This window comes from Paraliobacillus sp. JSM ZJ581, from assembly GCF_044383835.1.
Lineage (GTDB): Bacteria > Bacillota > Bacilli > Bacillales > Amphibacillaceae > Paraliobacillus.
Genome location: NZ_JBISEP010000014.1, coordinates 22,391 through 46,459 on the forward strand (window position 1 = coordinate 22,391; position 24,069 = coordinate 46,459).

A 24,069-nucleotide genomic window follows, 5' to 3' on the forward strand; every position below is an offset into this window, starting at 1 on the left:
GCCCTTAATTATCCGTTGGACCAGTCATATGATTTGGGTTGACCAAGTGATCATATTCTTGTTCACTTAATAAATTTAGTGATACTGCTGCTTGTTTTAATGTAAGATTCTCTTCATAAGCTTTTTTTGCAATGGTTGCAGCTTTTTCATATCCAATATGGGGATTAAGAGCTGTAACAAGCATAAGTGAATTTTCGAGATACTGACTCATTTTCGTTTGATTTGGTTGAATACCTTCCATGCATCTTTGATCAAATGATGCTATGCTATCCGCTAGCAATTGAATGGATTGCAGAAAATTATAAATAATGACAGGTTTATATACATTTAATTGGAAATTACCCTGACTGGCTGAAATACCGATTGTTGCATCATTTCCCATCACTTGTGCAGCTACCATCGTCATGGCTTCTGTTTGAGTAGGATTTACTTTACCTGGCATAATTGATGAACCAGGCTCATTAACTGGGATAGTAATCTCACCAATCCCTGCACGGGGACCACTTGCTAACCAACGAATATCATTTGCAATCTTCATCATATTTGCAGCTAGGCCTTTTAAAGCACCGTGGGTATGCACAATCGCATCATGGCTCGTCAAAGCATGGAATTTATTTGGAGCAGACGTAAATAAACGATTTGTATACTGACTAATTTGTTGACAAACTCTCTCACCAAAATCATCATGTGCATTAAGACCTGTTCCAACAGCAGTTCCACCGATCGCAAGGTCTCTTAAATAACGATAACTATCTTGGATCATTTTTTCAGATTGAACAATCATTTCTAGCCATCCACTTATTTCTTGAGAAAAGGTTAGTGGTGTTGCATCTTGTAGGTGTGTTCTACCTATTTTGATAATATGGTCAAAATCATCTATTTTTTTCTGTAACGTTTTCTTTATTTTTTCTAGGGAAGGGAATAAATACTCCTCGATAGACGTTACCGCTGCGATATGCATTGCTGTAGGAAACGTATCGTTGGAGCTTTGTGACTGATTGACATCATCATTTGGATGTAGCATTGCCTTACTTCCCTGTGATTCTAACCACTGATTACCAACATACGCAATTACTTCATTCACATTCATATTTGTCTGTGTACCACTACCTGTCTGCCACACCACTAATGGAAAATGTTCTGTTAATGTTCCAGCGACAATTTTATCAGCTGCATATTGAATAGCTAACATTTTTTCTTTCTCTAATTGATCAAATTGATGATTGACCACCGCTGCACTTCGTTTTAAGATTGCAAATGCGGCTATTAATTCTGTTGGCATTGTTTCTGTGCCGATTGGAAAATTCTCTATACTCCGCTGTGTTTGCGCACCCCAATATTTTAATTCATCTACTTTTATGTTACCAAGTGTGTCTTTTTCTATTCGATAAGACATCTATTCTACTCCTTTAAAAAAGATTTATCTATATCTATTGTAGCTTGTTTTCTTTCATAAAACTAGAAAAAATCCTTTCTCAAAATTATTGAGAAAAGATTCTAATCTAATTAATAATCATATCCAAAATGTTCTTCTAATGTGATGCCTTTTTGATAAATCGTCTCTGCAACCTCTTTACCAACAAAGCGTATATGCCATGGCTCATAACTATAGCCGGTGATATTACTTTTTCCTTTTGGATAACGAATAATAAACCCAAAATCATGGGCATGATCCGCTAACCATGTTCCTGCATCTGTCTGACTAAAGGTTTGTTCAAGCAACGTTGCTGATGTTTCTGTTGCAGATGCAACATCCATTGATAGACCTGTTTGATGTTCACTTGTACCTGGTATAGCTGAATATTTATCTGCATGGGCTTTTCCCTTTGTCTCTACATTATATTCATATATTTGTTTCTGACGTTCATAAGAACGGTAACCAGAAACAGCGATCAATCCTACCTGATTATTTTTAGCTGTTGCAAACAGATCTTCTAATGCATCTGCAGCTACCTTTTGTAATTGTCGCTTTGGATCTCCTTCGCTCGCATAATGCGGTACATCTGGTACAGTTAAATTAGGTGGAACATATCCTACTGGTAGCTGTCTTTGTTTATTGACATAGACTAATTTACTTTCAGGATTATCAACTACATGTAAGCCAGTTTCTTCTTCTATTTTAGCGATGTGCTTATTCGTTTCTTCTGCTTGTTCACCTTCATTTTTTTTTGTTCCATCTTCATTGTTTTCATTAGCATCAGATGACTCTTCCCCATCAATTGTTTGCTCTGTATTTCCCTTTTGTTCGGATTGATCATTTTCACCTAGATTATCACTCTCTTGTTGACAAGCTGTTAAAAAAGCTCCAATGAAAAATATCAAAATTACGATATATTTCTTCATGTTAAAACCCTCTCACTTTGCATTCTACCTATTACCTACATTTCACTATAACATAACTTTACATGCTGACGAGATAAAAATAAATGGAAATAACATGTTTTTTTATGGCATATTGATATAACAAAAAAATCCCTTGTCCTAAGCGACAAGGGATATGACTTATTAAAATTCATATGCATAAACTTGATAACGTTTACTTAATTCTAGAAAGGCAATTTCATCTCGATCGTCAATCGCTTGATTAATACGCTGTTCTAAATGCAATTTGTTCCGTGTTGAGACTAATTCATCTAAAAGTAATTGTGATGCCAGTTTAATTTCAAATGAAACTTCCTTTTTTGCTTTAATCGATGCATTCTCTAGTGCAGCATACTTAATTAAATAATAATTGACTTTTTGTTTTTTCATGGAACACGCCTCCTTGTTCCTTTTTTCTATTATCTTAGATTTTTAGCTTGATTGCAATAGTTATGCATATCATTTTCTGAATATTTAGTGCATATCTCTATTTGTAAAACAGTAAAAACAACAATTAACCTTCCCTTCGATGTATTTTGTTAATAGCAAAGTACAAAGCAAATAAACCAACAAAACTAAATATAGATACCATCCACCAAACATTATATTTCATCAATACTGCTGTTACCGGAGGACCGAGAGCAACGCCAATATATCTTGCTGAACTATATAAACAAGTCGTTGTTCCTCGTACATCTTTTTCAATTGTCTGCGTAATGATCGCGTCTAAACAAGGTAGTCCAATACCAATACCAATTCCTCCAATCACAAAAACAAACAGGATATAAATAAAATAAGTAGAAACACCGATTGCAATCGTTGAGCTACACAAAATAAGTAATCCAATAATTATAACTGTTCGCATCATTTTTATATTTGAACCAATTTTTTTCCCCATCATATAGGATGATAAACATAGCGCTGCAAGTGGAACAGCCAAATAAAAACCTTTTTTAATTCCTTCAATCTGATAACTATCTTCCAATACTGTCGAAAGATAAAAAAGAACACCAAATAAGACAAACATGAAACTAGCACCGATAACAAATACTGCAAACAACCATGTTCCATGCTCTTGAAACGTGTTTTTTGTATTCTTCCAATAGCGTTGAATCGAAAATGGAGGATCTTTTTTATTAGGGTTTTTTACTAGAAAAAACACCAACACTGCCGACAATATACAACATATCGGAATCATCCAGAATGGCAGGAACCAAATCACACTTGCTAAAGCAGCACCAAAAATAGGACTAAGTACTTTACCTAATGTATTGGATGTTTCTATTAGTCCTAAGGTAGAACTAATATCTTCATCACTCTCAAACATATCACCTACTAGAGGTAACACAATAGGTGCAGTACCCGACACGCCAATTCCTTGCAAAACACGTCCTAATAATATAAATAGATAAGGTGATTCCATTTTCCAAGCTGCATAACCAGATAAAAAACCGCCAACTCCCGCAATGAGTAACGACGGTATAATGACAATCTTTCTTCCATAACGATCTGATAAAAATCCTGCTACAGGAATTAGAAAAATAGCAACAATAGAATAAAAAGTTATAATGTAGCTTGACTGAATTGCTGAAATATTAATTTTCTTTTCCATTAATGGTAATACAGGAATTAACATTGAATTACCAAGTGTCATGATTAAAGGAATAGAAGCTAAAGAAATTATGGCCCATCTGTTGTCATTTAATGCTTTGTCTTTTTGATTAAGCTGATTACCCAACTGTTATCGCCTTCTTTCTAAGATGCTTTACCCTATTATGGTTTATAATTTTCAAATTAATGTATTGCATTATCATAAATAGACAGGATAGAAATGTTTGACAAAGTAAACATCCTTTCTATATTACAATTGATGTTCCTTGGCGAAGTATTGTTTCTCTAGACTCAACCATAATCTGTTTGATAAGCTAAGAATGCTATTAAAATAGGAGGAAAAGCCATGAATGAATATAACAATTTAAAAAAGGGTGAAAAAGGAGCATGGATTAGTATTATAGCTTACCTATGTTTAGCTGCTCTAAAATTAATCATTGCTTCACTTGGGAATTCCTCAGCTTTACGCGCAGATGGATTAAATAATACAACCGATGTGATTGCTTCTATAGCAGTTTTAATTGGCTTACGTATATCTAGAAAGCCTCCTGATTCCGATCACCATTATGGTCATTATCGTGCGGAGATGATTGCTTCACTCGTAGCTGCCTTTATTATGATTTCCGTCGGCTTACAAGTTATCATTGGGACAGCTCAAACGATTCTCTATTCAAACTATAATCAACCCACTATGCTAACAGGATGGACCGCTTTATTTGCTTCTTTAGTTATGTATGGTGTTTATCGATATAACTTGCAATTGTCGCAAAAAATCAACAGTAGCTCCTTATATGCAGCAGCACAAGATAATAAATCAGATGCTTTAGTAAGTATTGGAGCGTTTATCGGCATAACAGGTGCACAATTTGGTTTATTTTGGCTAGATCCGATTGCTGGTTTAGTTGTTGGATTCATTATTTGTAAAACAGCTTGGCAAATTTTCCGTGATGCAAGTCATACCTTAACAGATGGATTTGATGAAGATACCTTAGGAGATATCAGGCGAAGTATTAGTCAAGATAAAGAAGTATTAGAGGTAAAAGATATCAAAGGGCGTCTACACGGAAATCAAGCATTAGTTGAAATTACGCTTTACGTTGAACCTCGATTAACTGTAGCGCAAAGCCATGATATTACAGATCGAATAGAAAATTTATTAGCAAAAAAACATAATGTTCCACATGCTCATATCCATATTGAACCATTTCCTAGCGATAAAAAGTAAAAAAACCGTTTAGCAATGTAACATTTTAATCATGTTTTATTACTAAACGGAATTTTTTCAAAAAATTAATATAACATGAACAAGGATATTATCTTATTTAACATTTTTCGCCAAACTAAAAGTTGTTTAATTTTTCAAACACTTATAAAAACTAAGAAAACAGCACACATCTTTAATTGTGTGCCGAGATATCACGATTATGATTCATCTTGCGCTGTTAGAATAAGAGGATCATCCTTTGTAATAACGACCGTATGTTCAAATTGTGCGGATCTTTTACCATCAACTGTTCTTGCCGTCCAATTATTACTATCCATTTTACTGTGCCAAGAACCTTCGTTTAACATCGGTTCAATTGTAATAACCATACCTTCTTTTAAACGAGCACCTTTTCCTGGTAAACCATAGTGTGGAATATGTGGTGGTTCGTGAATAGTCGGTCCAATTCCATGCCCTGTAAAATCACGTACGACAGAGTATCCTTCTGCTTCAGCATATTGTTGTATCGCATGACCAATATCTCCGATTCGATTACCTACTCTCGCTTGATCGATCCCTTTATATAAAGATTCTTTCGTTACGTCTAATAAGTGTGCTGTTTTTTCATCCGGTTCACCTACTACATAAGTCCATGCAGAATCAGCTAAACCTCCGTTTAAGTTGACTACCATATCAATCGTAACAATATCACCCTGTTTTAACGGCTCATTGCGTGGAAAACCATGACATATTTCATCATTAATCGAAGCGCAAGTAGCATATTCATATCCGTTATACCCTTTTTGCTCTGGTGTTGCACCATTCTCAGCTAAGAATTTTTCCACAAACTGGTCAATTTGATCTGTTGTCACACCTGGTTTAATTCGCTTTGCTATTTCTTTATGGCAAGAGGCTAATAGCTCCCCTGCTTTTCGCATCATTTCTATTTCTCGTGTACTTTTTCGTGTAATCATTCCAAAATCCTTCCTTTCTTCTCTTACTATATCTTATTTTAATAAAGCTGGCTACAAAAGGCATCTACATCAATATAAGTGGGGATCAGTAATTTGTTAACTTATGTATACAATCTTTTTACTTTATCCATTACTACATTTTCTTCTTCTATTAAAATAATGTCAACATCAATCGCATAAAAATAGAGAACGCAAGTGATACGTTCTCTATCTTCAAACAATTTCATGCTTTTGATTTCTAGTAGCCGTAACCCCAAGAGGCACCAATGATAATCAATAAGATGAATAACACAACAATCAACGCAAAGCCTGCACCATAATTATAACCTGCACTCATCTTGTAATTCCCTCCTTTACTTATTTCACTATAGGATATGTCACTTTTAGCGAAGTGGGAGGGGAAATGACAAAAATGGGTAGATGCCTTGTGATTCTGTTTAGTGAACCATTGTAATAATTCCAGTATTTACACGCATTACTGATCGATTCATGTATCAATTTAATTATTTTTATAAAATATCTTTAACGCTATAGTAACCACCATTTTCTATCCTCTCAGGTGCCAGTAGTATGTCAATCAATACTTTTGCCACTGTATTAGTGCTTCTAAGTTTATTTTCTTGTTTATACTGTTGAAATTGCTCAACATCCTGAAAAGCTTCTTTTGATGAAGAACGAATTTCAGTTTGCATTTCGGTATCCATTATGCTTGGGTCAAAGATCATTACCTTACTATTCGTCTCTAACATATCTTGTTCCAATGCAATCGTTTTAGCATATCGATTAATTCCTGCTTTTGTTGCACTATAGGCACTCCATCCATAAACCGATCGATTTGCAGCACCTGATGTAACAAACACATTGATTAAAGGTGTATTGGACGTCTTTGCAACGTTTAAAAATAGGCTAGACGCAATCATCGGAGCAATAAGATTTACATGTACATGAGAAGTAATAGCCTCTGGAATATAATTTTCCGCTGTATTTATCGGATTAACCGTACCAGCATTATGAATAAGATAAATCATAGATATTTTTTTTCGAATGAATTGGCTCGCAATAATCGAAAAAATTTTATCCATCTTTTCCACGTTAGCAAGATCACATGTATAATGTTGATATGTTACATTATTTTCTTGAGCCACTTTTTCTAACTTTTTATCTTTGTTACGTGAAACACCTATCACATGCACACCTTGTTTTAATAATAATACTGCAATCGATGCACCCAAGCCTTTAGATGTACCAGTAATGACTGCATACTTCATTATGTTTCTCCTTTCAATTATGTTATATATGTTCTTATTTATTTCATTTGTGTTTTTATTGATAATTGAGCTAACTTTTTAACCATTTTTTACAACCATTAATCCGCTTTAAATTTAAATCTATATAGTTTAGTATAGCATGCATTTTCTGCTAAATAAATAAAAGCTATTCTCTAATATGTTAATTAGAAAATAGCTTTTATTTATTTTTATCAATTAAGATCGTCATATTACTAATTCTCCCTTCCGTATCATTTCAGTCGTCTATCAATAATTACTTGTTCGATCTCAAAAACATTCATTGCTCTCACTCCTTCTTTATTCAATATATAAAGTATAAGAAATGGAACAATATTTTTTAACAGCAGACGGAAGGAATTAACATCAGTCGTTAGACGGGTTTGCATCTAAGACTATTATGAAAAAGTTTACTACTTGACATTTGTATTTAAAAAGCTCTCTTGCAATATACTAATAAAAGTAAGTATGCTAGAGAGCTTTTATATTTATTATTTTTTAGTGTGCAGCGTGACCAGTAGTCAAAACCCAAATCGATCCTGCTACGATAACCACTGCTAAGAAAATGCTATATGAAATGTTAATAATATTAGCTACTTTAGCTTTACCTTCTGTCATATGCATAAACATGATTAACTGGACGAGTGCTTGAAAAATTGCAAATGCACCAATAATCCATAATTTAACGTTCATCGTAAAGTCTGTTCGGAACGCAATAAATAATGCAAAAACAGTTAAAGCAATGGATAAAAGAAAACCTACGACATGCTTGATTGGAAATTGTTTCATCATCTTACATCAATCCTTTCAAATACACAAAGGTAAAGATAAAAATCCACACAACATCCAGGAAATGCCAGTACAAGCTAACAATGAAAAATTTACGCGCTGTAACAGCCGTGATACCACGTTGTAGAAGCTGAATAATTAACACTACAACCCAACCAATACCTAGAGCTACGTGTACTCCGTGCGTACCTAATAATGTAAAGAATGCAGAACCAAATGCACTTGTTTGCATGGTAAGTCCTTCATTAACATAGTGTATAAATTCATTAATTTCAAAATATAAAAATCCCAATCCAAGTAGTAAAGTTAGCACTGTCCAAAATAACATAGCGTTTTTGTTGTTATCACGCATTTGATGTATCGCTAACCCCATTGTGAAACTACTTGTCAAAAGTAAAAATGTTTCAATTAAAACATCCTTCAGAATAAATAAATCACCTTGTGTAGGTCCTCCAGCGTAACTTTGTTCTAAAACAAAATATGTTGCAAACAAAGTGGAGAATAACACAATTTCAGCACCCAAGAAAATCCAAAAGCCTAATATGTTCATTTCATTTTGCTTTGTACTGTACTCTAATGGTGTTGATGTTTGTGATGCCATTATAGATCACCTCTCCACTTTCGTTCTGTTTCCCATACTTTTTTGGCAGGAATATGGTATCCGTCATCGTAATCAAAAGAATTGGCAATTAAACCACCAATAATACCGATAGAGAAAATTGTCGCTAAAGTAATCCATTCGAATACTAAGAAGAAACCAACGATACCCATTGCTACACTAAAGATAATCGGTATTCCTGAATTACTTGGCATATGAATGTCTTTAATATCTTCTTTTTTAAGCGTGTTTCGTCCTTGTTTTTTCATTAACCAGAATTCATCATGGTCGGTTACTTTAGGTGTAACAGCAAAATTATATTCTTGAACAGGTGAGGCAGTTGCCCATTCTAATGTACGAGCGTTCCAAGGATCTCCACCAATATCACGTGAAGCATATCGGAAACTCCAATAAATATTATAAACTAATGCCGCAAAACCAGCCGCTAAAATAAGTCCACCTACAGCTGAAATACCTAATAACCCTCCCCATCCAGTGCTTTCAGAGTACGTATACATACGACGAGTCATTCCGTCTAAACCTACAAAAAACATTGGCATAAATGTCAGATTAAATCCAATTACAAATAACCAAAAGTGCCATTTACCGATTTTTTCATTTAATTTAAAACCAAACATTTTTGGCCACCAGTAATACAAACCGGCAAACACAGCAAAAACAACACCTGGAATTAATGTATAGTGGAAGTGAGCAACTAAGAACATCGTATTATGATATTGATAGTCGGCCGCTGCCATTGCCAGCATTACTCCAGTTACACCACCAATGGTGAAGTTTGGTATAAAGGCTAAAGCCCAAAGCATCGCATTTGAAAATTTAATTCGCCCTTTCCGCATAGTAAACAGCCAATTAAATATCTTTACACCGGTTGGTATAGCAATCATCATTGTTGTAATTGAAAATACAGAGTTTACTGCTGCACTGTTCCCCATTGTATAGAAATGGTGAACCCATACAAGCATACTTAGAAATGCAATCGCTACAATCGAAACAACCATAGCAACATAGCCGAATAAATTTTTTCGAGAGAAGGTAGCAATCACTTCAGAAAACATACCGAATGCCGGTAAAATAACAATATACACTTCTGGATGACCCCATAGCCAGAACAGGTTTATCCAAAGCATTGGATCACCGCCACCAGCTACTGTAAAGAAGTGAGCCCCGAAAATACGATCTAATGTCATAAATGCTAAAGCTACAGTAAAAATTGGGAATGCTGCAACGATTAGTACAGATGTTACTAATGTTGTCCAAGAGAACATTGGCATCTTCAATAATTTCATACCTGGAGCGCGCATTTTAAGAATAGTAACAATAAAGTTAATACCTGAAGCTAATGTCCCAATCCCTGCAATTTGTAATGCGATTGCATAATAGTTGTTCCCTACATCAGGAGAGAATTCTTTACCTGCTAACGGGAAGTAAGATGTCCAACCCGCATCTGGTGAACCCCCGATAACAAATGAAATATTGAATAGCATCGCACCAACGAAAAACGTCCAAAAACTTAATGCATTAAGTTTCGGAAATGCAACGTCACGTGCACCAATTTGAAGTGGCATAACCACATTAATAATACCTATTAACATCGGCATCGCCATAAAGAGAATCATAACAATGCCATGTGTCGTAAATACTTCGTCATAATGTTGGGCATCTAGAAACTCCATATTGGGTCGAGAGGTTTGAGCTTTCATCATTAAACCATCTACCCCACCACGGAAGAACATTAATACACCTGAAATAATATACATCATACCTATTTTCTTGTGATCAACCGTTGTAAACCATTCATTCCACAACCATTTCCACTTTTTCAAATAAGTAATTAATACAACTAATCCGACCATTGTTAAACCAATCGCAATTTGTGATGCCAAAATTAAAGGATCACCTGTAACGAAAAATTCGTCTAAACGCATTATTTCTTCACCTCCGAATGAAAAATCATCTATTCTTTGTCTTTTGAATCACTATCAGTTACCGAATCATCATCTACTTCCTTACTATCAATTAAATGACCATCGTATGCATCTGGATCGATATATTTATCAGAACCGCCATGAGCATGGTCAATCCATTGTAAGTGCGTTCCATTGTATGTTTGTCTTCCAATAACTGTAGGAGCAAGTATTTCTTCATATTGATCTTCTGTTAAGTCATTTGCAGTATCCTTTACTTCCTCTACCCATTCATTGAATCCACTCGCAGATTGAGCAACTACTTCAAAATCCATATGTGCATAACCTTCACCATTAAAACTTGTATTACGTCCAATATATTCCCCTTCTCGATCTGCCACTAAAAACAGTTGGGTCTCCATATTTGCCATCGTATACTTTTGTCCACCAAGTGAAGGAATCCAAAATGACTGCATCGTACCAGCTGATGTCATTTTAAAATGAATCGGACGATTTGCAGGTATATTAATGTAGTTTACTGTTTCAATATCTTGTTCTGGATAACTGAATATCCACTTCCAATCAGCAGAAGTCACATGAATAACTAAAGGCTCTTGATCTTCATAGCCCTCAGGCACATCTTCTACATCTGATATTGTAATAACTGTAGGAATTGTTAGTGCAATGACAATAATAACTGGAATTAAGAACCAAGTTATTTCCAATGCCCTACTTCCTTCTTCATACGGTGGTTCATAATCTTTATTGTCCTCTCTTTCACGATACTTCCAGACAATAACGCCAAATAATATAAATACCGTTATTACAATAATCGCCATAAAAATAATTGAAAAAATAATTAGATCAGATAAGTTACGTGCGACTGGTCCCTGCGGATCAAAAACCGTTAAAGGCTCGCAGGCAGTCAAAGCTAATGTTGCCACGAATAAAATAAAAAGTTTCATTATAGAACGAACACGCTTCATTTCATTCTCTCCTTTCTCTTTCAACCTATTACTATCATACTATCACTCTACCGACAACAAAAGTTATTATACTTAAATGTATGTAAAGTGTAAATACTAACTTATAATAAATACATTCTAACAACTATTATGAAAGAAGTATTAGAAAAAACACAAATGTCACAAAAACTTCACAATTAGCTGAGCACAAAACAAAAACATCCTTATATTGGATGTTTTTAGCATGATATTCTCTCATAGCTTTATAGTTGATGGGGTTATTTATTATTAATTAACTTATATTGGAATTCGGATTTTCAAAGGTACAGATTTTATTATTGAAAATGTAATCTGCAACAAAATTTATTACTTTTCTTGTTGAAAAATTATATCATTTCTCTCTAAATATTCAACGAAGGAATTTACATAATATGGATCGAACTGTGTTCCTGCACAAGCCTCTAATTCAATAATCGCCTCTTTATACGTCTTCATTTTTTGATATGGTCTTTCTGTTGTCATTGCATCAAAAGAATCAATTACAGATAAAATTCTAGCTAATTTAGGAATATGCTGTCCTACAAGTCCTCTTGGGTATCCCTTTCCATCATATCGCTCATGATGAAATTCTACGAGTGGCAGCACTGCTTGATTTCGAGAGTCAATTGCAACAATGTCTTTCCCCCAGGTGACGTGTTGTTTTACTAATTCCCATTCAGCTTGGGTTAGTTTACCGATTTTCCGTATGATTTTACGTGGAATTTCAACCTTCCCGATATCATGGATTAATGCACCAAGAATAAGTACACTTCTGTCACGTTCAGATAGATTTAAAAAATTACCAAACTCTATAGCTAATTTAAAGACACGTTTACTATGCCGATATGTATATATATCTTTTGGTATAGTTACTTTTAATTGTTGTTCTAAATCATCCAAAGAATCCGCATGTAGCAAAGGAGCGCATCCTTGTCTATATATACGTATATTATTTTTTCCCTGTTTTTTTGCATCGTACATCGCTTGGTCTGCATAAGATAATAATTCACTTGATTCATTCATTGGTTGCTTCCATTCTGACACACCTGCTGAAAAGGACAAACACCCCTGTGGTAATTTTTCAACACCATCAATGTATGTACGGTTGATATCTATACGAAATTGCTCCATCAAACGTGCAGCTTCTGTTTCATTTGTGTTTGGCATTAGGATAACAAATTCTTCCCCTCCATACCTTGCAACAGTATATTGTTTATCTTTGCAAAAACCAGCTAACTTTTTACCGAATATTTCAAGAACTTTATCACCTTGCATATGTCCGTTAGTATCATTAAATATTTTAAAATCATCAACATCTAACATAACCAAGCTCATTGGCTTATCCCAATTAACCTTTTCTTCAAAATAATTGTTTAATTTTTCTTTAAAGTAACCATGATTGTATAAACCGGTTAAATGATCCCGGGTTGCTTTGTTTTTTATCGATTGGTACAGGTTATAATGTCGCTTAAAGGCGTGAGAGAGAAGCATGGATAATAGAGCAACAGTTGCTAAACCAAGATATGGTTCTCTTGCTAACATGAAACTAAGTACAATGGAAAGAAGCATTGTACTAGCATAGCTTTCAACTGTACCTTTCATAAGACTTTTTAAAGCATTTAATAATTTCCCTTGTTTCACCAACCAAAAATACACACCAATTAATAATGTGTTTGCAATAAAATAAGTTATCAAAGACAAAAAATAGGGAATATATTCATTTACCGATAATTGGTCACTAGAAATAACTAACATAGCATTGGCTACAGTTAAAATTAAAATATACATATTAAAATTAAATAGGTGTACTCGTTTTTTTGTCTTTCTATCAACAAAAGCATTAATCATATTAGTATAAAACAATATACCTAAAGTCATTTCTAAACCAAAAACAAACATACCACCTAAATAAATTATTGAATCTAGTGCTATGGAATTGTTATATGGTGGTACCTGTATATTATATTTTATTAATAATATCGCTACTCCAATCATGGCAAAAGCTAATAACCAGTTATTTAATAAATCAAATGATAACGTCCCATACATAAAAAACAGTATAAAGCCAGCTACATGAATAGAAAAGGTGTATAAATCTATTAGTTTTATTTTGCTCATGGCTTCATCACCTCAACTTTTCTGTGATGTGCTACATATCTTTTAATAAGACTTTAGACCTATGGCTTATATATCACAATTATATCATTTATTATTTATTTTAGTACATTTTATTTCTAGTTCATAATCTTTTTTCTCTCAAGTTTTTGTTGCAGCGCTTCTTCTAATCGTTTATGTCTTTTAATCGAGAGCATGACCCATTACCCTTCATTTCTTCTTTTCTTCAGTTGACAATTCCATGTTATACAAACAATAGATTTATCCTGCTTTCTGCTGTATCATAGAAGCTAAACATGGAGAAACATTTAAGTCAATTTTTTAATGTGATGATTCATCAGATAGGTAATTACCATAATTTAACAAATGGGTATTGTTACGTTTTATTTGATTGTCCATTATTTTTTTTAATTATTGTTGCTAACAATATAAGAATTGGTAGAATCACGCCAGCAATAATTGTAATTGGAACATATGTCGTATGATCAAAATCAAAATATGCATTTCTATATCCATTATATGCACCGGAAAATATTAAATATGCTACTGGTATGGTCCAAACTTTATAATCCTTCATTTTAAGTACATGTTGCATTCCCCTTAATAATACATAATAAGAGGTACAAATTTTAAAAAAGTTAGTGAAAAACCAAATAAATGCAGCGATTCCTTCAATTCGTTGAATAATTGTTGCTATATTAATTTTTTGACCAAGTACATAGATTGGATAGGTATAGTCCGAAGTTGCATCGACACCTAAAACCATAATACAAAGCAATGTAACAATCATAATAATTAAACTACCGGATAGTGTACCAATTAAAAAATACTTTTTAATTTTTTCTGTATGATTCACTTGATCCATAACACCGAGAAGAATGACTAATTCTAAAAAGGTAAAAGAAAGAATTGAAATTCCACCTATGAAAAGCTTCGATTTATCTGTTTGGAAAACAGGAAAGATATTTTCAGCCTTTATTTCTGGTAGTACAAATACACACAGCAATACTAAACTTAACACAATGAAAGGAAAAAAAACTTCCATCGTTCGTGTAATCACTTCCAAACCACTGCGAACCGCTATTACTGTAGTAAATAAAATAATGAAAATAATAACCCCTGAGGGAGTGCCAACTAATATTTGAGCAGCGATAAATTGACTTATCGTCCATAAATTAGCAATAATATTTAAAAATATATAGCTAATGAAAATAATAATAATAATAGAACCAAACCATTTTCCACATGTCCTATTTAAAAGTTCAAAAAAACTTTTTCCGTTACTTTTTAAAGACAATACACTATATAGACTAATAACAAAAAAACCGATAACTGTAGCAATTAATACGATAATCCAAGCGTCTTGTTTACCAAAATTCGCCGCAACCGTTGGTATAAATATAATGGATGTTCCTATGATATTCATAAAAGAAAGAATCGCAAATTGTTTTAGACTGATTTTTTCAATCATCATTTCTACCTCCACTATAAGCTATTGCTTAAACAAATGTACAAATGGTTTGGATATTGGTTCCATAGCCCAAATATATGCGTCAACAATTCTAAAGTGTAACACTTGACCAACTTGCAATGTAATTAGCGGCATGAAAATGATCATCGTTATTGAAAATATAAATAAATCTTTTATTTTCTTAGTACGCTTAATGCGTTTATATTCAAAGCAAAATAAAGCTATTGAAAAAACACCCATATAAATCATAATAACTATTGCTCCTCTTTTCGATTTTTCTCTATCTTGTAATAAAAAGGCTTTTTAATCACACCTGAATTTTTCAAATCAACATTCGCATTAACTTTTACGGGCATCTCAATAAAATGTTCTGTCCAATCTCCTTCCCATTCTTTCCATTTTTCATGATTAAAATGCTCAATATATTCGCCAAAACCAAATACATCTGTACCCATTTCTTTTGCTCTATTTATACTTAACTGACAAAGCTGTTCGATTTTCGAAGCAACTAACTCTTCTATTTGCTTTACATCAGATTGATTTTCTATTTTAAAACTTGTATCTATATCAGCAACGCTAACTTCACTTGATATATTCACTTGTATCTCCTGTTTATTTTTAAGTTTAAAAGACGCATTGCTTTTCTTTATTTCAACTGTTAATGTTCCATCTTTCATATCAACCGACTCTAGTGAGTTCTTGACCTCATCTGTAATATAATTAAACCCTCTACTTTCCTCCTCATTAAACCAACCGATTAATTGATCATTTTTAAAAATCCCCAGATTATCAATATAAACCAGTGCATCCGGTGAGATTTTTTCTACATTTTGTAATTTTGTACCTTCATCCAAATCGCCCTTCACATAAACACCGGTTAAAACGGAATCCTTACTCTTACTTATAATGCTACTTATTAACTCATCTATGTGCTCTAATTTACCTAATCCAAAAAAGTCATGGGTTGATTCAAGACTGCCAATAATTTTATTAGCTGGTATCTTTTCTAATGGAGTAAATGCTTTCATTAAAGTTTTGGCTGTGCTTCCCTTCGCAATAATCACCATAAAATCAGTACGCAATTCGTGATCTCGTACTAAGACATCAAGTGAATCGACTATTCCTTCTTTTGCAACCTCTTCACCATAAACGACAAGACGTAAATGACTAAAAAATAATTTTCTAGGTGTTACTTTAGTTAACTCTCGCAATGCTTCAAAAACCGTTTTACCGGTTTCTGAATAATTACTAACTGGTGATTGTGTAGTAACATTTGCACCACCGGCTATTTCATTTGGATTAAGTACTTGCAAGGTCACTTGAAATTCATCTTCTATTTTATCGATCCCTAATGTCGTAGCAATGGTGATATCCGTTAATTCACGGGAACTCCAACAACCAGTTAGTAAAAACAATAGGAGCAATAGAAACAAAAATAGTGAAATTTTCCTCATTTTTCCATACCTCTTCAATTCGATGATCTCCGCTTAATTTTAGGATTTTTCTTCCATATAGGTGACCGGAATAAAGTATCTTTTTGATCTTCTTGATTAAATGGAGCAATAGGTGCCAAATAGGAAACCCCGAATGAGCGTAAACTAACCAAATGCATTACTAAAAGGATTACACCAATGAATATGCCAAATAATCCAAAGGAAGCTGCTAGAATCATAAAAATAAATCGTAGCATACGGATCGAAATACCAAAATTATAGCTTGGAAAAACAAAGCTGGAGATCGCTGTTAACGATACAACAATAACCATCATTGCAGATACAATCCCTGCTTCGACAGTGGCTTGTCCTAAAACTAAAGCTCCCACAATAGAGATGGCAGATCCTACCGTTGTCGGCAAACGAATTCCTGCTTCTCGAAGCAATTCAAAAGTTATTTCCATAAGAACAGCTTCACCAAATGCAGGAAAAGGAATACCTTCACGCTGTGCTGCCAAACTAATTAATAATGTCGTAGGTATCATTTCTTGATGAAATGTTGTTAAAGCAATATAAATCGATGGTGTAAGTAATGATAAGAATAATGCAAGAGACCTCAACAATCTTAGCAAGGTAGCAACATCACTACGTTGATAATAATCTTCTGGTGATTGTAGAAAATGCTTTAACAACACTGGTACTAGTAACACATTTGGTGTTCCATCTACAAAAATAGCAATTCTGCCTTCCAATATACCTGCAGCAATAGCATCAGGTCGTTCTGTATTATATACAGTGGGAAACGGAGAGTATGTTTCATCTTGTATGAACTCTTCAATATTCCCACTTTCCAAAATAGAATCCACAGAAATTTTAGAAAGTCTCTCATCCACCTCTTTTACTAATCCCGGACTAACTACACCGTTTAAATACATATAAACAACATTTGTTTCAGTTTTTGTGCCAATTATCTTCTTTGTTGACCATAAATTCGAATCTTTAATTCTTTTACGTACCAATGCGATGTTGGTGTCAATGGATTCAGTAAAAGCATCCTTTGGTCCACGTACAACTTGTTGCGTCGTCGTTTGTTCAACACCTCTACTCGTTTGATCTCCTTTCGTGTTAATTGTAAATCCGCTTGTTTTTCCATCTAGAAACAAGAGTGTATCTCCATTTAAAACAGAACGTGTCATATCTTCTACTGATTCTACCTCTTCAGCAATTAACCGAAACTCTTGGTACAATATTTGTGGATCTTGTGATTTTTTAACCGTTAATTGTTCTACTTGTTCATCCATATCAATCATTAATGTTTCTAAAATGACATTTTGAATAATTTGTTGATCAACTAAACCATTGATATACATAAAAGTAATAGTTATTGGATTATTTTGACCTGAATAAACTGTTTTGTTTGTTATATCTGCACTTTCCCCTAGTTTATTCATAATTAATTTTTGATTTTGCTTAGCACTAGTAGATAGAGCCTGATCTATTTTCTTATTATTCGTTCTATAAAAAGGTGGCATCCTAAACATCCTTAAGAAAATAATTATTAAAAGACTGTAAGGAATAGTTTACACAAAATAACTTATTTTATTCTTTTATATAATCGCATTGATAAATAAAAAAACATATGATAACATGAATACATGAACATATGAATTGGAGTGATGAAGAATGGGACACGATCATGGGCATCATCATACGCATCAGGCAAATAAAAAAGCCTTATTTCTAAGCTTTCTTCTGATTGCAGGTTTTATGGTTGTTGAAGTGATAGGTGGATTACTTACGAACAGTCTTGCTTTGCTGTCTGATGCAGGACATATGCTGAGTGACGCAGCAGCATTGGGATTAAGTTTACTTGCATTTACATTTGGAGAAAAAGCTGCTTCAGCAGCGAAAACATATGGGTATAGACGCTTTGAAATATTAGCCGCTTTTATCAATGGATTGACATTGCTTGTCATCTCTCTTTATATTTTCTGGGAAGCTTATCACCGATTTTTAGAACCTCCGACTGTCAATGGTATGATGATGATTATTGCCATTATTGGATTATTAGTCAATGTCTTAGTTGCATGGATCCTTATGCGTGGAGATACAAAAGATAATTTAAACTTACGGAGTGCATTATTGCATGTGTTGGGTGATTTATTAGGTTCGGTCGGTGCAATTGTTGCTGGTATTTTAATTCTGCTATTCGATTGGAATATTGCTGACCCCATTGCTAGTGTTATTGTTTCTATACTAATCTTGGGAAGTGGTTGGCGTATTACTAAAGACTCTATTCACGTTTTAATGGAAGGAAAACCTGATAATATTAATATAGAAAAAGTAGAGCAACAGTTAGTTTCATTAGATGGTGTCCTACAAGTACACGACTTGCACGTATGGTCGATTACATCAGATTTCCCTGCATTAAGCTGTCATTTAATTGTAAAGAAAAATATTGACCGAGACAATTTGTTACAAGAAGCATCAATCGTACTGCACAAACAGTTCGATTTAAAACATACTACGATTCAAATTGAAGGGGAAGGAACGAATATCGCCGATCATGAAAATTGTTGTAATTAAAAAAGGAGAATAAAAAATGGAGAAACATACTTATCAACCAATTGATGAAGAAACTTTATTTCTAGTATCGCAAACATTTAAAGCTCTTTCTGACCCTACAAGGATTCGAATCCTACATTTATTGTTTGAAAAAGAATGTTCTGTTACAGAAATATCTAATTGCTTAGAACTAAAGCAATCAAATGTTTCACACCAATTACGGTTCCTAAAACAATTACGATTAGTGAAGTATAGACGTGATGGAAAAACATTATTTTATTCTCATGATGACGAACATGTTATTAACATGCTTCAGCAAACCATTCATCACGCAAGACACCATTAAACATTACTCATTTATCTATAGTATATCCGAATGACTTTGCTCAAACCCCAAAGCCATTCGGATATTTATTTTTCTTTTCTTATCACTCTAGTCCCGTTATATAAGAAAATCATACATTTATTTTCTATTACTGTTTCTAAATAAACATTCCTACCCCAAAGTTGATAGATAAAAGGCAACGTTTTTTCTAGTTCGTGTACATCCAATTCAACTTCTTCATAATGATGTAGTAGATATAACCCACCATCTCCACGATAATTCCCACTCTGAACAGTAAGATAAGGATACCCACCATTCATTCGCGTCTGAATTAATTGGTCACGAACAGTCATCCAGTCTTTGTCAATGACCGTATATTCACTTCCTTGTTTTTGAAATAAATATAAATCCTCTCGATCCACAAATCGCTTAGTTATATAATTTCTTAAAAAAGAGCTATCTGATTCCATTTCTCGCACTTCAAACATTTTCTCACGACCTGAATAAGGTAATACCCCCGCTTTTTTCATTTCTTCTGTCGGGTAATCAAATCGCTCTTCTATATCCTCAAATAGTTTCACACCTAAATAATACGGATTTATTTTTGTCTTTGATGGTCTCAACATACTCGCATTTAGTTTAGCGAATTCAATTACTTCATCACCATTTAAATCCATTTCCCGTAAAATACGTTGATGCCAATAGGATGCCCATCCTTCATTCATTATTTTCGTTTCTAGTTGTGGCCAAAAGTACAGCATTTCTACACGCATCATTTCCAATATGTGTCTTTGCCACTCTTCTAATTGCTCGCTATATGTTTCAATAAATAATAGTAAATCTTTTTCAGGTTGAGATGGAAACATGTTTGTTTTTGTTGGAGATGTAGCACCTATTTTTGAGGCTTGATTTAGTTCTTCTAAATGCCAAAGGTCGTCATACAAGTCCGGTTGTTGATCGGGCAGATGGTACTTTTTATCAAGCTTGTTCATACGAGGCTGTTTTACATGTGGCGGCTCTATATGTTCATGAATAGCTAATACAGCATCTAAAAATGATTCAACATTCTCTTTCCCATATTGGTTTTCATATGAAGCAATTCGTTCTGCTGTAACAGACATACTTTCAATCATGTCTCTTCGTGTATTAGAAAAATGGACATTATTTTTAAAGAAATCAGAATGCGCTAGCACATGGGCAACGATTAATTTATTTTGAATCAAACGATTGGAATGCAAAAGAAATGCGTAACATGGATTGGAATTAATGACAAGTTCATATATTTTACTTAAACCTAGATCATATTGAAGTTTCATCAAATGAAATTGCTTTCCGAAACTCCAGTGAGAAAATCTTGAGGGCATTCCATAAGAACCAAAGGTATAAATAATTTCTGGTGGACAGATTTCATAGCGCATAGGAAAAAAATCAAGTCCAAATCCCTTAGCAATCTCCGTGATCTCTTCAATCGAATTTTTCAATTGCTTCAGATCATCTTGCTTCATTCGATTCACCTCATTTTACTGAATTAATTTCAGTATATGACAAGCTAATTCGAATGATGAAAAGGATTGGACTTGATTATTTATCGTGCTTTTTTTAACGACTCTTCACCAAAAGGTTTACCGCTTCATTCACGTATTCAGCAGTATCTGCCCCTTCATCTTCTGCCCGTTTGACACAAGTTACTAAGTTGGAACTAACGACCACTCCCATCGTTCGATCCATTGCCGTACGAACTGCCGACATTTGAGTAATCACATCTTTACAATCAGTACCTTCTTCCATCATCTTTAAAATTCCACGAATTTGTCCTTCCATACGTTTAACTCTATTTTTCATTTGTTGCGTGTACTCCATAAAAAAACACCTCCAATATATTATTCATTACGCTACCTTCTTAGATTTTTCTTGGCAATCACAACTCGTAATTGTATACCCCATTATTTGAAAACCTTTTTGTTTTAGCATTCTAGTGGCTAAATTTCGCTCTATTTTATCTGATGCAATTAAATAAATTTGCTTGGAAGGAATTTGACTATAGTGCCTTTTTAAATAAGCAACAGGCATAGAAACAGAATCAGTCACTGCATTTTTTGAAGATGTATTATAATCTCTAATGTCTAATTTAACTTTTTTTGTGACATCACTTAATTGATTCATCTCTATACAAGGTATACCTTTGATTGGGTAATAACGTACATAAATCATATAAGTAATAGCGACTAATAATAAGAAGAAAAGCAAGAACATAGGTTATACCTCCAAACTATCTGTATACACGTTCATTTTATACCCATCACGGTATATAGTCAACTAAAAAGTATCAGCTAGTTATTCTATGTTCTTTCTAGAATAAATCACTATCAATCATTTTATCATGCTAATCAACAAATCATTATCTTAATTGTCTTGTATAGCGTTCCAATAATACACCAGAGTCTTCATTCCTTTTTGAAAGTTTTCTATAGGGAAACTCTCATTTGGTGAATGCAATCGATCATTTGGTGTTCCAAATCCTAACAACACAATTGGCATATCGTAAATCGCATCAATCCATTCAACTACTGGAATGGAACCACCCATTCTTACAAAAACAGTTTCTTTACCAAATGCTTTCGTATAACTGTCTGCCGCTTTCTTTATTAAAGAATGATCAGGATCGACTTTATATGCTTTTGCAGATAGCGGTTCCTTCTTTATATCTACTTTCACACCTGCAGGGGTATGGTTTTCTATATGTTTAATAACCAACTCTTGAATATGATCAGGTTCTTGACCTGGAACAAGCCGACAAGTAATTTTGGCTGTTGCTGTTGCTGGAATAATCGTTTTAGTTCCTTCACCTTGATACCCACTATACAAACCGTTGACTTCTAATGTTGGTCGTGCCATCGTATGCTCTTTTGTTGTAAACCCTTTTTCCGAAATAGTCTCTGTAATCCCAATCGTTGTTTTGAAATCTTCCCCGGGTACATTAGCGATTAATTCTCTCTCTGCTTGACTTAATGATTCTACTTGATCATAAAATCCACTAACCCCAACGACTTCATCTTGATTTTTTAAAGAAGCTAAGACATGTGCCATAGCAATCGCTGGATTTCGAACGGCTCCACCATAAATACCAGAATGCAGGTCACTTGAAGGGCCATGTAAAGTGAATTCTAGACCAGTAAAACCTTTTAACCCATAAAGAATAGTAGGTTGATTCTCTGCAACCATTCCTGAGTCAGATATGACAGCGAAATCTGCATTGAACTGATCTTTCTTTTCTTTAAGTATACGATACAAGTGTTCACTTCCTATTTCTTCTTCTCCTTCAATACAAACCTTTACGTTAATCGGTAACATTCCTTCTGTTTGCATAAAAGCTTCAAATACAGCTAGATGCATAAACACTTGTCCTTTATCATCACTTGCTCCTCTTGCATACAAACGTCCATCACGTTGTTCCGGTTTAAACGGTTCACTATCCCATAGCTCTAGTGGATCTGCTGGTTGAACATCGTAATGACCATAAAGCAAAACAGTTGGGGCGTCCTTGCCAGCACCAAGCCATTCACCATAAACAAGTGGATGACCTCCTGTAGATTGGATTTCCACTTTTTCAAATCCTATCGTATCCAGATATTCCTTAACAAAATTTGCTGCCTTTTTAACATCCTCTTTGTGAACTGGATCGGTACTTACACTAGGAATTGATAAAAAAGCATTTAATGCTTGGAAGTGCTGTTCTTGATGTTCCTCTAAATATTTAATCACTTTTTTTGACATGACTTATTCTCTATCCTCTCTAGTTCCGTTGTTTACACATACATATACTTTTTAAATAAAAAAGAGCAGAATAATACTGCCCTTTCAAACAATTATTCAGCAAAAATAATATGCCATTTGTCCTTATGCTTGAGCATGTTTGTTGCAATTTGTTTCGCTCCTGCAAGACTATGGTTGGCAGCCCACCCACATTGAACTTCATTACAAGCTGGTACTTCTTTTGCCTCTAACACATCATTAAGTGTCTGATGCAAGGCATCAATAATCGCATCGTAGCTATCATTGTTTAAAATTTGCAAATAAAAACCAGTTTGACACCCCATCGGTCCAATGTCTAAAATATTATCTATATGATTACGAATATTCTCTGCCATTAAATGCTCAATAGAATGGAGTCCTGCCATATCCATATGTTCTTTATTAGGTTGGCAAAATCGTACATCATATTTATAAACCTTATCACCATGTTGACCAGTTGTTACGCCTACTAAGCGTATATAAGGAGCTTGAACTTTTGTATGATCCAAATTAAAGCTTTCAACATTCATTTTATCCGCCATAATCCTCTTCTCCTTTGTGTATGAAATTTGTAACCGACTACTTGTATTAATCCTATCTATATATATTACTAAGA

Annotated in this window: 24 protein-coding genes; 3 read left to right on the forward strand and 21 right to left on the reverse strand. The window is 34.0% G+C overall.

Going from position 1 to position 24,069, the window contains the following annotated elements; translation table 11 throughout:
- Positions 1–4: 4 nt before the first annotated feature.
- The 4 genes from fumC to ACH6CY_RS09255 all read right to left on the reverse strand — a co-directional run bounded on the left by fumC (position 5) and on the right by ACH6CY_RS09255 (position 4,099).
- Positions 5–1,396: a class II fumarate hydratase gene (gene fumC, locus ACH6CY_RS09240; protein WP_374067050.1), complete on the reverse strand. Its 1,392-nt coding sequence runs from the start codon at positions 1,394–1,396 to the stop codon at positions 5–7.
- A 110-nt stretch (positions 1,397–1,506) separates the two neighbouring features.
- Positions 1,507–2,343 (reverse strand): M15 family metallopeptidase, encoded by an 837-nt coding sequence (locus tag ACH6CY_RS09245; RefSeq protein ID WP_374067051.1) that lies wholly within the window; start codon positions 2,341–2,343, stop codon positions 1,507–1,509.
- 162 nt (positions 2,344–2,505) lie between these two features.
- Entirely contained in the window at positions 2,506–2,751 is a 246-nt protein-coding gene (locus ACH6CY_RS09250) for an IDEAL domain-containing protein (RefSeq protein ID WP_374067052.1), read from the reverse strand.
- Positions 2,752–2,875: 124 nt separating this feature from the next.
- On the reverse strand, positions 2,876–4,099 hold the full coding sequence (locus ACH6CY_RS09255) for an MFS transporter (protein WP_374067053.1): 1,224 nt from the start codon (positions 4,097–4,099) through the stop codon (positions 2,876–2,878).
- Between the two features lie 219 nt (positions 4,100–4,318).
- Here ACH6CY_RS09255 and ACH6CY_RS09260 point away from each other — a divergent pair, with 219 nt between their 5' ends.
- Complete coding sequence (locus ACH6CY_RS09260; protein ID WP_374067054.1) at positions 4,319–5,197, forward strand: cation diffusion facilitator family transporter; 879 nt, start codon at positions 4,319–4,321, stop codon at positions 5,195–5,197.
- Positions 5,198–5,394: 197 nt separating this feature from the next.
- Here the strand turns inward: ACH6CY_RS09260 and map are convergent, their stop codons facing one another.
- The 12 genes from map to ACH6CY_RS09320 all read right to left on the reverse strand — a co-directional run bounded on the left by map (position 5,395) and on the right by ACH6CY_RS09320 (position 18,303).
- Positions 5,395–6,150: a type I methionyl aminopeptidase gene (gene map / locus ACH6CY_RS09265; protein ID WP_374067055.1), complete on the reverse strand. Its 756-nt coding sequence runs from the start codon at positions 6,148–6,150 to the stop codon at positions 5,395–5,397.
- Positions 6,151–6,251: 101 nt separating this feature from the next.
- The gene (locus ACH6CY_RS09270; RefSeq protein ID WP_374067056.1) at positions 6,252–6,377 is read right to left on the reverse strand and encodes a hypothetical protein; all 126 of its coding nucleotides are present in this window, start codon (positions 6,375–6,377) and stop codon (positions 6,252–6,254) included.
- A gap of 11 nt (positions 6,378–6,388) precedes the next feature.
- Positions 6,389–6,487 (reverse strand): YjcZ family sporulation protein, encoded by a 99-nt coding sequence (locus tag ACH6CY_RS09275; RefSeq protein ID WP_079709084.1) that lies wholly within the window; start codon positions 6,485–6,487, stop codon positions 6,389–6,391.
- 172 nt (positions 6,488–6,659) lie between these two features.
- Positions 6,660–7,418, reverse strand: a complete 759-nt coding sequence (locus tag ACH6CY_RS09280) for a (S)-benzoin forming benzil reductase (protein ID WP_374067057.1) — start codon at positions 7,416–7,418, stop codon at positions 6,660–6,662.
- A 516-nt stretch (positions 7,419–7,934) separates the two neighbouring features.
- Positions 7,935–8,228, reverse strand: coding sequence for a cytochrome aa3 quinol oxidase subunit IV (gene qoxD / locus ACH6CY_RS09285; RefSeq protein WP_374067058.1), 294 nt, complete (start codon positions 8,226–8,228; stop codon positions 7,935–7,937).
- Between the two features lies 1 nt (position 8,229).
- The gene (gene qoxC, locus ACH6CY_RS09290; protein ID WP_374067059.1) at positions 8,230–8,826 is read right to left on the reverse strand and encodes a cytochrome aa3 quinol oxidase subunit III; all 597 of its coding nucleotides are present in this window, start codon (positions 8,824–8,826) and stop codon (positions 8,230–8,232) included.
- Positions 8,826–10,769, reverse strand: a complete 1,944-nt coding sequence (gene qoxB, locus ACH6CY_RS09295) for a cytochrome aa3 quinol oxidase subunit I (protein ID WP_374067060.1) — start codon at positions 10,767–10,769, stop codon at positions 8,826–8,828. The genes qoxC and qoxB overlap by 1 nt, the downstream gene beginning before the upstream one ends.
- A gap of 29 nt (positions 10,770–10,798) precedes the next feature.
- Positions 10,799–11,734 (reverse strand): cytochrome aa3 quinol oxidase subunit II, encoded by a 936-nt coding sequence (qoxA, locus tag ACH6CY_RS09300; RefSeq protein ID WP_374067061.1) that lies wholly within the window; start codon positions 11,732–11,734, stop codon positions 10,799–10,801.
- Between the two features lie 345 nt (positions 11,735–12,079).
- Positions 12,080–13,870 carry a diguanylate cyclase gene (locus ACH6CY_RS09305; RefSeq protein ID WP_374067062.1) on the reverse strand — a complete coding sequence of 597 codons (1,791 nt, stop codon included), beginning with the start codon at positions 13,868–13,870 and terminating at the stop codon, positions 12,080–12,082.
- Between the two features lie 373 nt (positions 13,871–14,243).
- On the reverse strand, positions 14,244–15,338 hold the full coding sequence (locus ACH6CY_RS09310) for a GerAB/ArcD/ProY family transporter (RefSeq protein ID WP_374067063.1): 1,095 nt from the start codon (positions 15,336–15,338) through the stop codon (positions 14,244–14,246).
- A gap of 254 nt (positions 15,339–15,592) precedes the next feature.
- The gene (locus ACH6CY_RS09315; protein WP_374067064.1) at positions 15,593–16,792 is read right to left on the reverse strand and encodes a Ger(x)C family spore germination protein; all 1,200 of its coding nucleotides are present in this window, start codon (positions 16,790–16,792) and stop codon (positions 15,593–15,595) included.
- Positions 16,793–16,806: 14 nt separating this feature from the next.
- Complete coding sequence (locus ACH6CY_RS09320) at positions 16,807–18,303, reverse strand: spore germination protein (RefSeq protein WP_374067065.1); 1,497 nt, start codon at positions 18,301–18,303, stop codon at positions 16,807–16,809.
- Positions 18,304–18,454: 151 nt separating this feature from the next.
- Here ACH6CY_RS09320 and ACH6CY_RS09325 point away from each other — a divergent pair, with 151 nt between their 5' ends.
- Together ACH6CY_RS09325 and ACH6CY_RS09330 are read left to right on the forward strand one after the other, a co-directional pair.
- Positions 18,455–19,357: a cation diffusion facilitator family transporter gene (locus tag ACH6CY_RS09325; protein WP_374067066.1), complete on the forward strand. Its 903-nt coding sequence runs from the start codon at positions 18,455–18,457 to the stop codon at positions 19,355–19,357.
- Positions 19,358–19,373: 16 nt separating this feature from the next.
- On the forward strand, positions 19,374–19,682 hold the full coding sequence (locus ACH6CY_RS09330; protein ID WP_374067067.1) for an ArsR/SmtB family transcription factor: 309 nt from the start codon (positions 19,374–19,376) through the stop codon (positions 19,680–19,682).
- Between the two features lie 65 nt (positions 19,683–19,747).
- Here the strand turns inward: ACH6CY_RS09330 and ACH6CY_RS09335 are convergent, their stop codons facing one another.
- From ACH6CY_RS09335 to ACH6CY_RS09355, 5 genes are all read right to left on the reverse strand, one after another.
- A complete protein-coding gene (locus ACH6CY_RS09335) occupies positions 19,748–21,166 on the reverse strand; it encodes a SpoVR family protein (RefSeq protein WP_374067068.1) in 1,419 nt (472 codons plus the stop codon).
- A 94-nt stretch (positions 21,167–21,260) separates the two neighbouring features.
- On the reverse strand, positions 21,261–21,521 hold the full coding sequence (locus ACH6CY_RS09340; RefSeq protein WP_374067069.1) for a metal-sensitive transcriptional regulator: 261 nt from the start codon (positions 21,519–21,521) through the stop codon (positions 21,261–21,263).
- A 27-nt stretch (positions 21,522–21,548) separates the two neighbouring features.
- The gene (locus tag ACH6CY_RS09345; RefSeq protein WP_374067070.1) at positions 21,549–21,914 is read right to left on the reverse strand and encodes a rhodanese-like domain-containing protein; all 366 of its coding nucleotides are present in this window, start codon (positions 21,912–21,914) and stop codon (positions 21,549–21,551) included.
- A 150-nt stretch (positions 21,915–22,064) separates the two neighbouring features.
- Entirely contained in the window at positions 22,065–23,435 is a 1,371-nt protein-coding gene (locus ACH6CY_RS09350; protein WP_374067071.1) for a dipeptidase, read from the reverse strand.
- A gap of 92 nt (positions 23,436–23,527) precedes the next feature.
- Entirely contained in the window at positions 23,528–23,995 is a 468-nt protein-coding gene (locus tag ACH6CY_RS09355) for an S-ribosylhomocysteine lyase (protein WP_374067072.1), read from the reverse strand.
- Between the last annotated feature and the right edge of the window lie 74 nt (positions 23,996–24,069).